The 13,261-nt window shown below is 38.1% G+C and carries 13 protein-coding genes; 8 read left to right on the forward strand and 5 right to left on the reverse strand.

Annotation, left to right across the window (positions count from 1 at the left end; translation table 11 throughout):
* Positions 1 to 170 precede the first annotated feature (170 nt).
* Positions 171 to 1,817, forward strand: a complete 1,647-nt coding sequence (locus tag BEGALDRAFT_RS01095) for an HD family phosphohydrolase (protein WP_002682788.1) — start codon at positions 171 to 173, stop codon at positions 1,815 to 1,817.
* 15 nt (positions 1,818 to 1,832) lie between these two features.
* On the forward strand, positions 1,833 to 2,276 hold the full coding sequence (locus BEGALDRAFT_RS01100) for a hypothetical protein (RefSeq protein WP_002682790.1): 444 nt from the start codon (positions 1,833 to 1,835) through the stop codon (positions 2,274 to 2,276).
* Between the two features lie 86 nt (positions 2,277 to 2,362).
* On the opposite strand, the gene fdxA is transcribed toward BEGALDRAFT_RS01100, so the two are convergent.
* Entirely contained in the window at positions 2,363 to 2,686 is a 324-nt protein-coding gene (gene fdxA, locus BEGALDRAFT_RS01105; protein ID WP_002682792.1) for a ferredoxin FdxA, read from the reverse strand.
* A gap of 352 nt (positions 2,687 to 3,038) precedes the next feature.
* Here fdxA and BEGALDRAFT_RS01110 point away from each other — a divergent pair, with 352 nt between their 5' ends.
* The 5 genes from BEGALDRAFT_RS01110 to BEGALDRAFT_RS01130 all read left to right on the forward strand — a co-directional run bounded on the left by BEGALDRAFT_RS01110 (position 3,039) and on the right by BEGALDRAFT_RS01130 (position 6,423).
* The gene (locus tag BEGALDRAFT_RS01110; RefSeq protein WP_002682794.1) at positions 3,039 to 3,605 is read left to right on the forward strand and encodes a hypothetical protein; all 567 of its coding nucleotides are present in this window, start codon (positions 3,039 to 3,041) and stop codon (positions 3,603 to 3,605) included.
* A 177-nt stretch (positions 3,606 to 3,782) separates the two neighbouring features.
* Positions 3,783 to 4,631 carry a D-amino-acid transaminase gene (dat, locus tag BEGALDRAFT_RS01115; RefSeq protein ID WP_002682795.1) on the forward strand — a complete coding sequence of 283 codons (849 nt, stop codon included), beginning with the start codon at positions 3,783 to 3,785 and terminating at the stop codon, positions 4,629 to 4,631.
* A 13-nt stretch (positions 4,632 to 4,644) separates the two neighbouring features.
* Positions 4,645 to 4,920, forward strand: coding sequence for a YbeD family protein (locus tag BEGALDRAFT_RS01120; protein WP_002682797.1), 276 nt, complete (start codon positions 4,645 to 4,647; stop codon positions 4,918 to 4,920).
* Positions 4,921 to 5,027: 107 nt separating this feature from the next.
* Positions 5,028 to 5,648, forward strand: coding sequence for a 16S rRNA (guanine(527)-N(7))-methyltransferase RsmG (rsmG, locus tag BEGALDRAFT_RS01125; RefSeq protein ID WP_002682799.1), 621 nt, complete (start codon positions 5,028 to 5,030; stop codon positions 5,646 to 5,648).
* A complete protein-coding gene (locus BEGALDRAFT_RS01130; RefSeq protein ID WP_002682801.1) occupies positions 5,641 to 6,423 on the forward strand; it encodes a TIGR01458 family HAD-type hydrolase in 783 nt (260 codons plus the stop codon). Before rsmG ends, BEGALDRAFT_RS01130 begins: the two co-directional genes overlap by 8 nt.
* A 125-nt stretch (positions 6,424 to 6,548) precedes the next feature.
* Here the strand turns inward: BEGALDRAFT_RS01130 and BEGALDRAFT_RS01135 are convergent, their stop codons facing one another.
* The 3 genes from BEGALDRAFT_RS01135 to BEGALDRAFT_RS01145 all read right to left on the reverse strand — a co-directional run bounded on the left by BEGALDRAFT_RS01135 (position 6,549) and on the right by BEGALDRAFT_RS01145 (position 9,131).
* Complete coding sequence (locus tag BEGALDRAFT_RS01135) at positions 6,549 to 7,022, reverse strand: cyclic nucleotide-binding domain-containing protein (protein WP_002682803.1); 474 nt, start codon at positions 7,020 to 7,022, stop codon at positions 6,549 to 6,551.
* Positions 7,023 to 7,394: 372 nt separating this feature from the next.
* Positions 7,395 to 8,507 carry a tRNA guanosine(34) transglycosylase Tgt gene (gene tgt / locus BEGALDRAFT_RS01140; RefSeq protein ID WP_002682805.1) on the reverse strand — a complete coding sequence of 371 codons (1,113 nt, stop codon included), beginning with the start codon at positions 8,505 to 8,507 and terminating at the stop codon, positions 7,395 to 7,397.
* Between the two features lie 141 nt (positions 8,508 to 8,648).
* Positions 8,649 to 9,131, reverse strand: coding sequence for a GNAT family N-acetyltransferase (locus BEGALDRAFT_RS01145; RefSeq protein WP_002682807.1), 483 nt, complete (start codon positions 9,129 to 9,131; stop codon positions 8,649 to 8,651).
* A gap of 605 nt (positions 9,132 to 9,736) precedes the next feature.
* On the opposite strand from BEGALDRAFT_RS01145, the gene BEGALDRAFT_RS01150 reads away from it, so the two are divergent.
* The gene (locus tag BEGALDRAFT_RS01150; RefSeq protein ID WP_002682809.1) at positions 9,737 to 11,806 is read left to right on the forward strand and encodes an ATP-binding protein; all 2,070 of its coding nucleotides are present in this window, start codon (positions 9,737 to 9,739) and stop codon (positions 11,804 to 11,806) included.
* A gap of 58 nt (positions 11,807 to 11,864) precedes the next feature.
* Here BEGALDRAFT_RS01150 and BEGALDRAFT_RS01155 read toward each other — a convergent pair whose 3' ends face one another.
* Positions 11,865 to 13,166 carry a DUF3422 family protein gene (locus tag BEGALDRAFT_RS01155; RefSeq protein WP_002682811.1) on the reverse strand — a complete coding sequence of 434 codons (1,302 nt, stop codon included), beginning with the start codon at positions 13,164 to 13,166 and terminating at the stop codon, positions 11,865 to 11,867.
* Between the last annotated feature and the right edge of the window lie 95 nt (positions 13,167 to 13,261).

Raw genomic sequence — 13,261 nt, forward strand, 5'->3', positions numbered from 1 at the left:
AACACGAAGCAAGGTAGGACTTATCACACACATCCGCATGTTAGAAACAGTAAACAAATTTGCTAATTAACAGAGCGTCACTAATAATTGTTACATGTTAATGTTGGGTGCTCTAAGTTGTTATAAGCCGATTAGAAAAATAAACAATCATTTAAAGTAAAGGTATTACCATGATGCCATCGTCACCTTCTGACAATATTCTAGATCCCTTAGCGCGTTTAAAGGCTCTCAACGAAATTGGGATTGCTTTATCCGCAGAAAAAAATGGGACTCGGTTATTAGAAAAGATTTTAAAAGAAGCGAAACGCATCACATTTGCCGACGGTGGTACACTATATACCCGTAATGAAAATAATGGCTTAGACTTCAAAATTATGTTAAATGACAGTCTAAATATTCAAAAGGGGGGAACTAGTGGCGACCCTATTACCTTTCCGCCTTTACCAATGTATAACGAACAAGGCGAGCCAAATTTACACACAGTCGCGGTTTGTGCTGCGCTACAAGGGCAAACTATTAACATTCCCGATGCATACAGCAACCCCGATTTTGATTTTTCTGGTACACGTGCATTTGATAAAAAAACGGGCTACCACTCTAAATCCTTCCTCACTGTACCGATGAAAAACAATGAAGATGAAATCATCGGCGTGTTACAACTCATTAATACAATTAACCCACTAACAAAAGAAATTCAAGAATTTAGCCCATTTGATCAAGAATTAGTTGAATCGCTCGCCTCACAAGCCGCTGTCGCAATGGTGAACCAACAATTATTAGAAGAACAACGCAAACTTTTTGAATCGTTTATTCAACTCATTGCTTCTGCTATTGACAATAAATCCCCTTATACTGGTGGACATTGTCGGCGAGTGCCTGAACTAACCATGATGTTGGCGGATGCTGCTGCAAATAGCAGTACAGGCGTATTAAAAGATTTTCAAATGACAGAAGAAGATCGCTATGAATTATACGTTGCTGGCTGGCTACATGATTGCGGTAAAGTCACAACCCCAGAATATGTCGTTGATAAAGCCACAAAATTACAAACTATTTTTGACCGTATCCACCTCATCGATACCCGCTTTGAAGTGCTCAAGCGAGATAAAGAAATCAATGCATTGCGCCAATATATTACAACACACTTACCACAAGCCGATTTAAGTGAATTAGAACAACAAATAAACGGTGAAACGCAAATTCTCTATGCAGAAAGAGATTTTCTCAGAAATTGCAATATTGGCGGCGAATTTATGGATACCGCACATAAAGAACAAGTACAACATATTGCAACTCGCCGTTGGATAAATCCTGCGGGCGAAAATGTTCCCCTACTGACAGAAGATGAAATTTACAACTTAATGATCAGTCGCGGCACACTCACCACGGAAGAAAGACAAGTTATTAATAATCATATTGTTGCAACAATTAACATGTTAGAGCAACTGCCCTACCCCAAACACTTGCGCCGAATCCCCGAATTTGCAGGTGGACATCATGAACGTATGGACGGCAAAGGCTACCCAAAAGGATTAAAACGCGAACAAATGTCCGTACAAGCCCGAATTATGGGGATAGCCGATATTTTCGAAGCACTCACTGCGGGGGATAGACCCTATAAAAAAGCCATGCCCCTATCCAAAGCCTTACACATTTTAGGCAGCATGAAATTAGATAATCATATAGACCCTGATTTATTTGATGTTTTTATGCATCATCAAATTTATCTCCGCTATGCTGAACAATTTTTACCCCCAGAACAAATTGACCACATTGATTTAAACAAAGTACCAGGATATGTTCCCCTTTCTGAGTAACGCAGCACATTGCTTATGAGCACTATATTGCATTGGATTTTTCCAAAAAAACACCGTTACTTTAATGGATTACGTTGGATTAGAATCACATTACGAACGTTACATATTATCGGCGTGGTTGGACTTGGTGGTGGGATTTTATTTGACATTCCCCCACAACATTGGCACTCCTACCTATACCTTGTTACTTTTACAGGCTTCGGTTTGATAGGACTAGAACTGTGGACAAATGCTGTTTGGTTAGTGCAACTTGGCGGTATAGTGATTTTAAGCAAACTATTCCTAATTTTTCTCTTACTACACATACCCCATTACGAAAAATTTTTTCTTCTTAGCATTCTGATTATGTCTGGTATTATTTCCCATGCCCCTGCTTTTATACGTCACTTTTCCCTATGGCATAAAAAACCGATTGATTACCTGCCATTAGCGGATGAACAAAATCAATCCCCGCCCTAAAACGTATCAAGCATAAAAAAACACAACATCAGCTAAATCCAATACTTATGTTGTGTTTGAAAATAAAACGGATTAATTGATTAAACTTAACGTTCTAAAAACTTCAATTTATCTTTTACCCCATCCCATTGTGCTGCGTCAGACATAGCGTCGATTTTTTCTGTGATAAGTGGCCATTGTTTAGATAATTCAGCGTTAAGCTCGATAAAGGGCGTAAATTCTGGCGGTAAATCATCCTCCGAAAAAATAGCTTGGGCTGGGCATTCAGGCTCACACAGCGTACAGTCGATACATTCTTCGGGATCTATGACTAAAAAATTAGGTCCTTCATGAAAACAGTCAACAGGACAGACCTCAACACAGTCGGTGTATTTACAACGAATACAGTTATCAGTCACCACAAAAGTCATGTTAAAATCACCATTTTAAATTGAAAATGCGAACGTATTTTAGACAGGAATTTGCCATAAGGCAAAGTAAAGCACTTTATGAAGTCAGCATCATCATTATCAAAATGAATGTTGATTCCTAAAAATGGAAAACAGGGACAAATCCTGTAAAAACTCTTAAAATAAGCCCACAAGTGGACAGATCGTTTTAAGATTACCTCTAACGCGGATAAAAATAGTTGGTTATTTTAATTGGTTTTTACAAAATAAGCAGGCTATGCTTATCAATACCGCTTAAGAAAAACGAATATAAACAAGGGTTGGCGTACTTTTTGCCTTAAAGAAAGACGGGTTTTTGCAAAATTAATCTATCATGCTAAAAACAATCATTAAATTAACCTTTATTCCTGTTTTACTACTGGCTAACATGGCGTTGATTACAGGAATTGTGAATTATTTAAATCCTCATCAACAGGCTAATCGAGAAAAATCGCTAATTAGTGCTGTACAAGCCGAAATCACGCCCGTGTTAAATCGCCCTGTTGGATTGCAAACAGAGACTCATCCCTTATTACCCCAACGACAACTGCAAACAAATCATCCAACGGCTTTTCAAGCAACTGCATTAGCCGAACAAAAAACTTATAACCAGCATATTCTCTTGCATTTTCAACGAGACCAAGCGCAATTAACCCTAGCGGAAACGTCGCAACTAAAAGACGTTTTAAAACAACTTGCAATCCGTTCCTCACAAAAAATTCAAATAGTATATGGTACTGATTATGCCGATGGCAGCCCTGTCGTTTTATCAACGCAAACGCCAAAATTACGTGCGCACTATGTTGCCCGTTTTATCCATCCTTATACCGAAAAAGTCATGATGGTTTATCGTCCTTCCTTACCTGAAGGCACTGTCATCATCGAGTTTTTACCCTCTTAATATTAAAAAAATACCCAAATAAAGCAGGCTTATCAATAAGCCTGCTTCATTTTTTTAATGACCTACCCGTTAAAATAACCGTAGGCTGACTGATTAATTAACTAACCTTAGCCATGTATTTCTTTATTTATCCATCTATAACAGATGGTTCTCTTATCTTCAGGATATTTTAAAATAATGACGATTGCTTATCTGAATGGTGAATTTCTGCCCTTAGCAGATGCAAAAATACCCGTGCTTGATCGCGGCTTCATTTTTGGAGATGGTATTTATGAAGTGATTCCTGTTTATCATGGCAAACTTTTTCAAGCTCAAGAACATTTACAACGTTTAGAAAATAGCTTAGAAAAAATCAATTTAGTTAATCCCTATGCACGGGCGACATGGCTAGAACTGATAAATACCTTGATTGCCCATAATCAAGGAGGCAGCCAAATCATCTATGTTCAAGTCACACGCGGAGTTGCAAAGCGTCAACATCATTTCCCTGAAAATACAACACCCACCGTATTAATGACCAGCAGCCCCTTTACAGAACCCAACAAAGTAACAGAAGGCTATCACGTCATTACTCGCCCTGATATTCGTTGGCTAAACTGCGACATCAAATCCATTGCGTTATTAGGCAATGTCCTGCTTCGTCAAGAAGCGATTGCAAATCAGGCAAAAGAAACCATTTTAATTCGCGACGGTTACTTAACGGAAGGCGCAGCAACCAATGTTTTTGTTGTATTACAAGGAATTGTATTTACACCGCCTAAAAATAACTTAATATTACCTGGTATCACACGTGATGTTTTAGTCAAGGTGTTGCACGATGCAAATATCCCATGTCAAGAAACGGCTGTTTCTGAAGCACAATTAAGAACTGCTGATGAAATTTGGCTAACAAGTACCAGTTTAGAAGTAGCCCCCATCACCCGACTAGATAATCAAATTGTTGGCACTGGCAAAGTTGGTGCAGTTTGGTCAACGGCATGGGATTTACTTCAACGCTATAAACAACAGATTTTACAAGCGAATTAAAAAGGGAGACATCATGACCCCAGACGAAAATGATGAACTATTTAATTTTCCCTGTGAGTTTCCCATTAAAGTGATGGGATTTGCTGAACTTGGCTTTGATGCGCTGGTAATAGAAATCGTACAACGCCATTGTCAACATGAGCTACACAAAGAAGCAATTAGCTTACGTACCAGTAGCGGTGGAAAATACATGGCAGTTACCGTTACATTTACGGCACACAGTCGAGAACAACTTGATGCCTTATATCAAGAACTGACAGGACATCAAAAAATCACCATGGTCTTATAAACCATTAAACACGAGAAGAGAAATGAGGAATAGCGAAATATTCCGCCATTCCTCTCCTACACCTGTTATGATACTGACCCTCTTTTTTTAAGCGTTCTTCTCACATCGTGCTCAGTCATACATTACAACAAGGTTTACGTGCTTTAGCTTTAGAATTATCACCACAAGTACAAGCACAATTAATTCGCTACGTAGAACTCTTACAGAAATGGAATCAAGCCTATAACTTAACGGCTATACGCGATCCGCAAGACATGGTCGTGAAACATTTATTAGATAGCCTAGCCGTTTTGCCCTATATTCAAGGAACACATTTTTTAGACGTTGGAACAGGTGCAGGCTTACCAGGACTCGTGATTGCCCTCTGTATGCCCAACTACACAGGGGTTTTACTAGATAGCAATGTCAAAAAAACCCGATTTGTACAACAAGTTATTGGAGAACTGCAACTATCCAATGTGAGCGTTGTACATCAACGCATCGAAGACTATCAACCTATAAAACTTTTCGATACAGTGATATCAAGGGCTTACTCAAGTTTAGCCCTGTTCTATCATCAAACCATGCCTTTATGCAAACCAACAGGACAAATCATTGCAATGAAAGGCGCATTACCAACCAATGAAATTGCAGAATTAACGGATATTTCAATGACGATTAAAACAATTCCGTTATCTGTTCCCTTATTAAATGCAGAACGTCATTTAGTGGTGTTGTCTCATGGCTGACTTAAGTGGAATAAAAGGTTTTTTATTTGATTTAGATGGGGTTTTATACGTGGATAACACCCCGATTGATGGCGCAATTGAAACCGTTGCTTTATTAAAAAAACGCAAAATTGCCTGTCGTTTCCTCACAAATACCTCAACTAAATCAACAGCAACGCTCTACCAAAAACTTAAACAAATGGGCTTTGCCATTGAACAAGAGGAAATCATCAGCGCACCTTATGCAACCGTTTTATACCTACGGCAACAACCGCAAGCTCGTTGCTACCTCCTGCTTGCAGAAGATGCAAAACGCGATTTCCGCGAATTTCCTCAAACGGAAGATAAACCTAACTTTGTGGTCATTGGCGACATTGGCGATGTTTGGCGTTACTCACTGCTCAACCAAGTCTTTCAATACATGATGGCAGGCGCGGAACTCATCGCGTTACATAAAAATAAATTCTGGCAAACTGCAAACGGCTTACAACTCGATATAGGCTCATTTATCACAGGCTTAGAATACGCAACGGGTAAAACAGCCACTGTTATCGGCAAACCATCGAGTACTTTTTTTGAATTAGCGATGCGCGATTTACGCTTATCTCGTGAACAAGTTGCCGTCATTGGCGACGACGTAGAAGCCGATGTTGCTGGCGGACAAGCCTGTGGCATGATGGGCATTCTTGTTCAAACAGGAAAATTCAGAACTGAACAAGTTGTTAAATCAGGCGTTAAACCAGACATGATTATCAGCTCTATCAAAGCATTGGGGAATCAACTAGAAAACTTGTAACATGTCATCATGCTGCAATACAAACCCCTGAAAATAACCAATAACACGCTATGTGTGCTTTGATATGCGGAACAAACTATCCCTCGGTATGTTCCGCTTTTTTTTATTCTTCTACCAATTTACAGCTAAAAATCCAACAAATTCATCAAATCTTTTTCATCATTCTGCTTTCTGAGCCTACTAATGAGAGCAAGTAACAAATTTTTATAAATTACTTTACCAACCCGATCATCACTGATAACTTTCTCAAAGTTTTCTCGACTAATACACAACAACGCCGCATCCTCGATTGCCCGCACAGAAGCAGAGGCTAAACACTGGTCAATAAAAGCATATTCACCCAGTAACGCACAACGGCTTAACGTTCCTAAATGCACATCATGTTCCCTTGGAATTTCAACATCTTTCGGCAAAAATACATCCCAAGTTCCCTGACTGATAATATATAGCTCCTCCACTTTTTGCCCTTCTTGTAAGACGAGCGTGCCTTTACGATACAACTGCTGTTTAAAAAAACGCGCAATGTAAAAAATCTGTTTTGCGTCTAATTGATGAAATAACGGGCAGAGTGATAAAACAGTAAAAATTTCTTTAGACATGACTAAGTTAACCTATTAAATATAAAAACATTAGTATGGGATGGATAACTTAAGGGATAGCACAAAAAGTCCAATATTTAAAAACAGAGAACAATTTACGCGATTAATCATGAAAAGAAAATGTTTTATTTAAATTATTTAAAATCATAAAGTTAAGCGGATTTTTTAAAAAGATAAAATCGTGTTTAAATCAGGATTTACAGGATTATCAAAAATTTCAAGATGAAATCATCGAAATATTTTTAATCCTGATTCAGACAAAAATAGACCTGCTAGGTTTTAAAAACCTAGCAGGTCTATTGAAACGAGTAAACATGACTAGCAGGATTAACTTAACCCATTAAATTTAAAAAATTTAACTGCCATGTCAGATTAATTATCCTCCAAATTCCCCTGAGTATCCCGATAAAAATCACGGACAAATGCAGGTAAACGTTGCTCTTCAATCGCTGCCCGTAATCCCTGCATGAGCTTTTGATAATAATGTAAATTATGAATAGTATTTAAATGCGCGCCCAAAATTTCGCGGGCTTTATCTAAATAATGCAAATAAGCCCGTGTGTAATTCTGACAAGTATAACAATCACAATTTTCATCTAAAGGGCGCGTATCATGACGATGACGACTATTCCGAATTTTAATAGCCCCTTTACTCGTAAATAAATGCCCGTTGCGTGCGTTGCGCGTTGGAATCACACAATCAAACATATCAATGCCTTGGCAAACAGCATTGACAATATCGACAGGTAAACCCACCCCCATCAGATAATGCGGTTTATCAAACGGCAAACGCGGTGCGATAGCCGTTAATACACGAATCATCTCTTCTTTCGGCTCACCAACAGATAAACCACCTAAGGCATACCCATCAAAACCAATCTCGGTTAATCCCGCTAACGACTCCAGCCGTAAAGATTCATACATCCCCCCCTGCACAATCCCAAATAATGCCGAAGGATTATCCCCATGCGCTTCCTTAGAACGCTTCGCCCAACGCAATGATAATTCCATAGACTCCCGCGCTTGCGATTCCGTTGCAGGATAAGGCGTACACTCATCAAAAATCATCACAATATCAGACCCTAAATCGCGCTGTACCGCCATCGATTCCTCAGGTCCCATAAATACTTTTGCCCCATCAATCGGAGAACGAAAGGTAACGCCTGCTTCCGTGATTTTGCGAATTTGTCCCAAACTGAACACCTGAAACCCGCCTGAATCCGTCAAAATAGGTTTACGCCAATGCATAAAATCATGTAAATCACCATGTAATTTAATGATTTCAGTACCAGGTCTTAACATCAAATGAAAGGTATTACCCAGCACAATTTGCGCGCCTGTCGCCTCTACCTGTTCAGGTGTCACCGCCTTAACGGTGGCATAAGTACCGACTGGCATAAAAGCAGGCGTATCAACTACGCCACGCGCAAAATGTAAACGAGCACGGCGAGCAAGTCCTTGGGTTTTCAATAATTCAAAGTGCATAATAACGAACAAGTTAGGGAAAACTAAGTTTTCCGTCAAATTAAGGGCATTTTTATCAAAAAAATAAAAATGCGTGATTTTATTAAAATACTAAAATAATTTTCTCATCAATCAATAAGAAAATATATTAATAATCATTGATTAATTACTTAAATAAGTTTGTAACTGTGTTTTACTCAACTTACAATTAACCCATTCAGGGTCTAACGTCGCCCCTAACTGTTTATAAAAACGAATAGCGGGTTCATTCCAATCTAAAACCTGCCAATGTAATTTACCCACTTGTTGCAAAGCTGCCTCAGCAATCAATGCATTAAACAATAATGTTCCTATGCCTTGTCGACGATGCGTCTCTTTAACAACCAAATCATCAATATATAAAGATTTACCTTTCCACGTCGAATAACTGTAATAATACAAAATCATTCCAACCGCTTCTTTATCAACTGTTTCCGCAATAAAAAATTCAAAATAAGCCCGCTCACCAAAGCCATCTTTTAATAATTGCTCAGGCGTATTCATAATTTCAGCCAGCGCATTTTCATAACGCGCTAACTCTTGCACCAGCATAAAAACTGCATTGATGTCTTCCGCAACACCTTTTCGTACTATGTAATTGGTCATTATTTATTGAAAACTTCTAATTAGTTAATGAATTCATTGTTTTTATTTTTCTTTCAATCGCTTTTTAGCACAGATAGGCATATCCCCTGCTAAGACAATATAAAGCGATTGCGTAAGACTAGAAAACCCATAAAACAATGACAAGCTGTCAATTATATAAAATTTATCAGGCTTTTTTAATTTGGTAGCACTAAACAAGACAGGTTTTTCTCGTTAATCTTAACCCTTTTGTCTGAATTAGATTTTATGCGTTTAAAACTTGACTTGTTTGGCACTACCTTTAATTTTTAATAATTCATGGTTTTTAATGTTTTTCTCAAATAATGACACTTGTTATCATGAATTAGCCTTGTTTTTACAAATTGATATTATTGAAAATTTTTCAAAAAAATTTGAGTATCAATATGTTGTACACATAATAAAAATTTTCTTTACCAGAAAAACCCTAGAATATATAAGTACAAAGATACTTAAAAATAGTCTAAAGTTTCATTAATGGGTCAGATTAAAACGAGAAATATAGAGAAATCATAAAACAAGAATCAATCATCCTTTATTATAAGGATGTGTTTGGGTTAAATTAAGTTAAATCAAGGGGATGAAAATTGTCGCACTATTTCCGTCAGGGTCGTTTGTTAATTCTTATCTTATTTATATTACTGGCTTTTTTGACGATTGCGGGTTCTTTAATTGCAACACATCAAAAATCACTGTTAATGGCGAGTGAACAAAATAGAATTACATTAGAGCTTGATTTAATTAGTGGTTTTATTAAAGAATCTTTTTTGCAACGTGATTACAATGCAGTAAGCCTATTTTTAAGTGATTGGGGACAACAACGGGCTTATATTGTCAGTATTAAAGCCATTTTGAAAAATGACTTTGAATTAGTACATTATCAACGTGATACTCCAGCAGCTGCAACATTTACAATACAAAAGCAAATCCAGTTTTCTGCAACAAATGGCTTAATGATAGAAATCAGTACCGATTTAGCCGATATTCAACATATTATTCAAACTTTAAATTTTCAATTATTTGCGATTGCTTTGTTAATTGTTGCCGTTTTAGGGGTGGCGATTTGGGTAACTTTACGCAAAATTGCTTTAATTCCAATGGAACAGGAAATTGAGAGACGCACGCAAGCATTGCGCGAGATGAATCAAGATTTACAAGTTGCGATGCAAATTGCAGAAGAGGCTCAACATAATGCGGAAGAGGCTGCCGTAGAGGCGGAAGAAGCTGCGGCGAAAGCCGAAATTGCAAATCAGGCAAAAAGTATTTTTTTAGCGAATATGAGCCACGAATTGCGCACGCCGTTAAATGGTATTTTAGGTTATACCCAAATTTTACAACGTGATACGCAATTATCAGGTCAGCAAAAAAAAGGAGTTGATGTTATTCATCGCTGTGGTAATTATTTATTGACATTAATTAACGATATTTTAGATTTATCTAAAATTGAGGCAGATAAATTAGAATTATATTGTACAGATGTTGATTTTAATGTTTTTTTAGATGATATCGTCGCGCTTTTTCATGCACGAGCGGAGCAAAAAGGCATTATGTTTATTTTTGAGCATTTGACCGCATTACCAGTTGCTATTTATGCCGATGAAAAACGACTACGACAGATTTTAATTAATTTATTGGGTAATGCTGTCAAGTTTACTGAACAAGGAGGGGTTAAATTTAAAGTTGCTTATCAAGCAAATACCGTATTTATTGAAATTGAAGATACAGGAATTGGTATTCCCCATAATGAAATTAGTGATATTTTTCTGCCATTTTATCAAGTTTGTAGCATTACCAATAAAATTGAAGGAGCGGGTTTAGGTTTAACGATTACCAAACGCCTTGTTGAGCTGATGCACGGACATATTCGGGTGGAAAGTGAGTTACATAAAGGGACACATTTCTGGCTTGAATTGCCGTTGCCTGAGCGAGAAACATTAGTAAAATCAGTAGAAAATATCGCACCTGTAATTAAAGGGTATGAGGGCGAAAAAAAGGTTATTTTAATCGTTGATGATCGTTGGGAAAATCGGGTGGTTTTAGTAAATTTGTTGCAACCATTGGGATTTTTAACCATTGAGGCAATTAATGGGCAAGATGGGTTGCATAAAATGGCGTTACAAAGACCTGATTTAATTATTACAGACTTAGTGATGCCTGTAATGGATGGCTTTGAATTTACGCGGCGAGTACATCATGATGTTATGACTGCATCCATTCCGATTATTGCAACCTCAGCCAGTGTTTTTGAACATCCGCAGGAAGACAGTACATTAGCAGGTTGCAATGCATTTTTAGCAAAACCGATTCAAGTAAATGCGTTATTTGATTTATTAAAAACGCATTTAAAAGTTACATGGATTTATGCAACTTCATCACCAGCAATGGCTTTAATAGAGCAGAATAAATATGAGGAAGAATATCATGTTATGCTTTCTATCCCGACAGATTTAATGTTATCAATAGACCATGCGCTTGAATTATGTGAATTGGCAAAAATTGGGGATATTAATAGAATTTTGTCTGTGATTGATACATTAGATGCGGTATCGGAACAACATGCATTTTGGCAAGAAATGCGCAATTTAGCGCATAATTTTGAAACGGATTTGATTTATCAATTATTGCGGGATTATGTGGATAGTTTACAAGTCACTTAGGTAGTATAAACCCTGCTGAATATTGAGTTGTTAGCAGGGTTTATAATAGTGACATGATTTAGTGTTTGGTATTTCCCGTGACGCTTTTACGGAGATGTTTAACCCCCGAAGCGATAAATAAGGCGACGATGGGGATAGAAACGCCCATGACAATTTCAGGGTTTACATGGAGTAAATCCGCAGATTTCAACGCTTTTGCAATGTAACCAACGAGGCTGACTGCATAGTAGGTAATCGCCGCAACGGATAATCCTTCAACCGTTTCTTGCAAGCGCAATTGTAAGTGTGCGCGATTATCCATAGAGGCTAATAGGGCTTGATTTTGTTCTTCGTGTTTAATTTCTACCCGAGTTCGTAGTAATTGACTGGCATTATTCACCCGTTTTGATAGTTCTGCTTGTCGTTGGGCGACAGATTCGCAGGTGCGAATAGCGGGGGCAAGCCGTCTGTCCATGAATTCTTGGAAGGTTTGCACGCCTTGAATACGCACTTCGCGCAGTTCAATAATCCGTCGGGCGACCAGTTCATAATAGGCTTCTGTCGCACTGAAACGGTAAGCAGTAGAGGAAACAATATTTTCAATCATTGCCGCAAGTTGGCTTAATTCCTCTAATAACTCTTCATCTTTTTTCCCCTGTTCTTGAGTCATGGCGGTTGTCAGTGTCATGAGTTTTTTATCAGCATTGGCGAGTACGGGAATTAAATCACGGGCAAGTGGTAACGCCATAAATGCCATCATTCGATAGGTTTCAATTTCTAACAGGCGTAGCATCATCCGCCCACATTGACGAGAGTAAAGACTTTTGTCGACGATAAGAAAACGGCTAAATCCATCTTCATGAATGGTAAAGTCGGTAAAAGCAAGTGCTGCCCCATCGCCAATATGCGCCCCAACAATGTGATTTCCTTCAAAATAAGAGACAATATCATCAACAGTCGTGGGTAAGTGTTTTACGGCATCTGCTTTTAAAATCGCAAGATGTGCGGCAACCATTAATTGCCCTGGAATCGCTTGCACCCATTCAGGGGGTAAGCGATTAATAACAGGGTCAGCAAAGGGGTCGGTGAAATCGGCTTTTATGATAAATTGGTAACGGGTAAATTCTGTATGCCTTTCTAAATGCAGGCGAAAATTGCCAAAATTGTTACTAAAATGTTTTATATCGGCAGGGGGGGCTTTAACACCATATTGTTCGCACAAGCGCACTAAATGTGCGTGTTCTTGCATACGTTCATGTTCGTTGACTAATAAGGCTAGATAAGAAGCGCGTTCTGGCGGGTGCAGGGCTTCAAAAGGGCGGGCATGTACTTCATTGTGAAGTAAAAAACGTTGCGGATATGCTGGGGGTAAATTTGCCATGTCATGAATCTCGACGAATATAAACGATTCGTTTTTTTAATGGTTTCAATAAATATATTATATATTCAAATAGTTATGCTTTGATGATTATATCA

It is taken from the genome of Beggiatoa alba B18LD (genome assembly GCF_000245015.1).
Classification (GTDB): domain Bacteria; phylum Pseudomonadota; class Gammaproteobacteria; order Beggiatoales; family Beggiatoaceae; genus Beggiatoa; species Beggiatoa alba.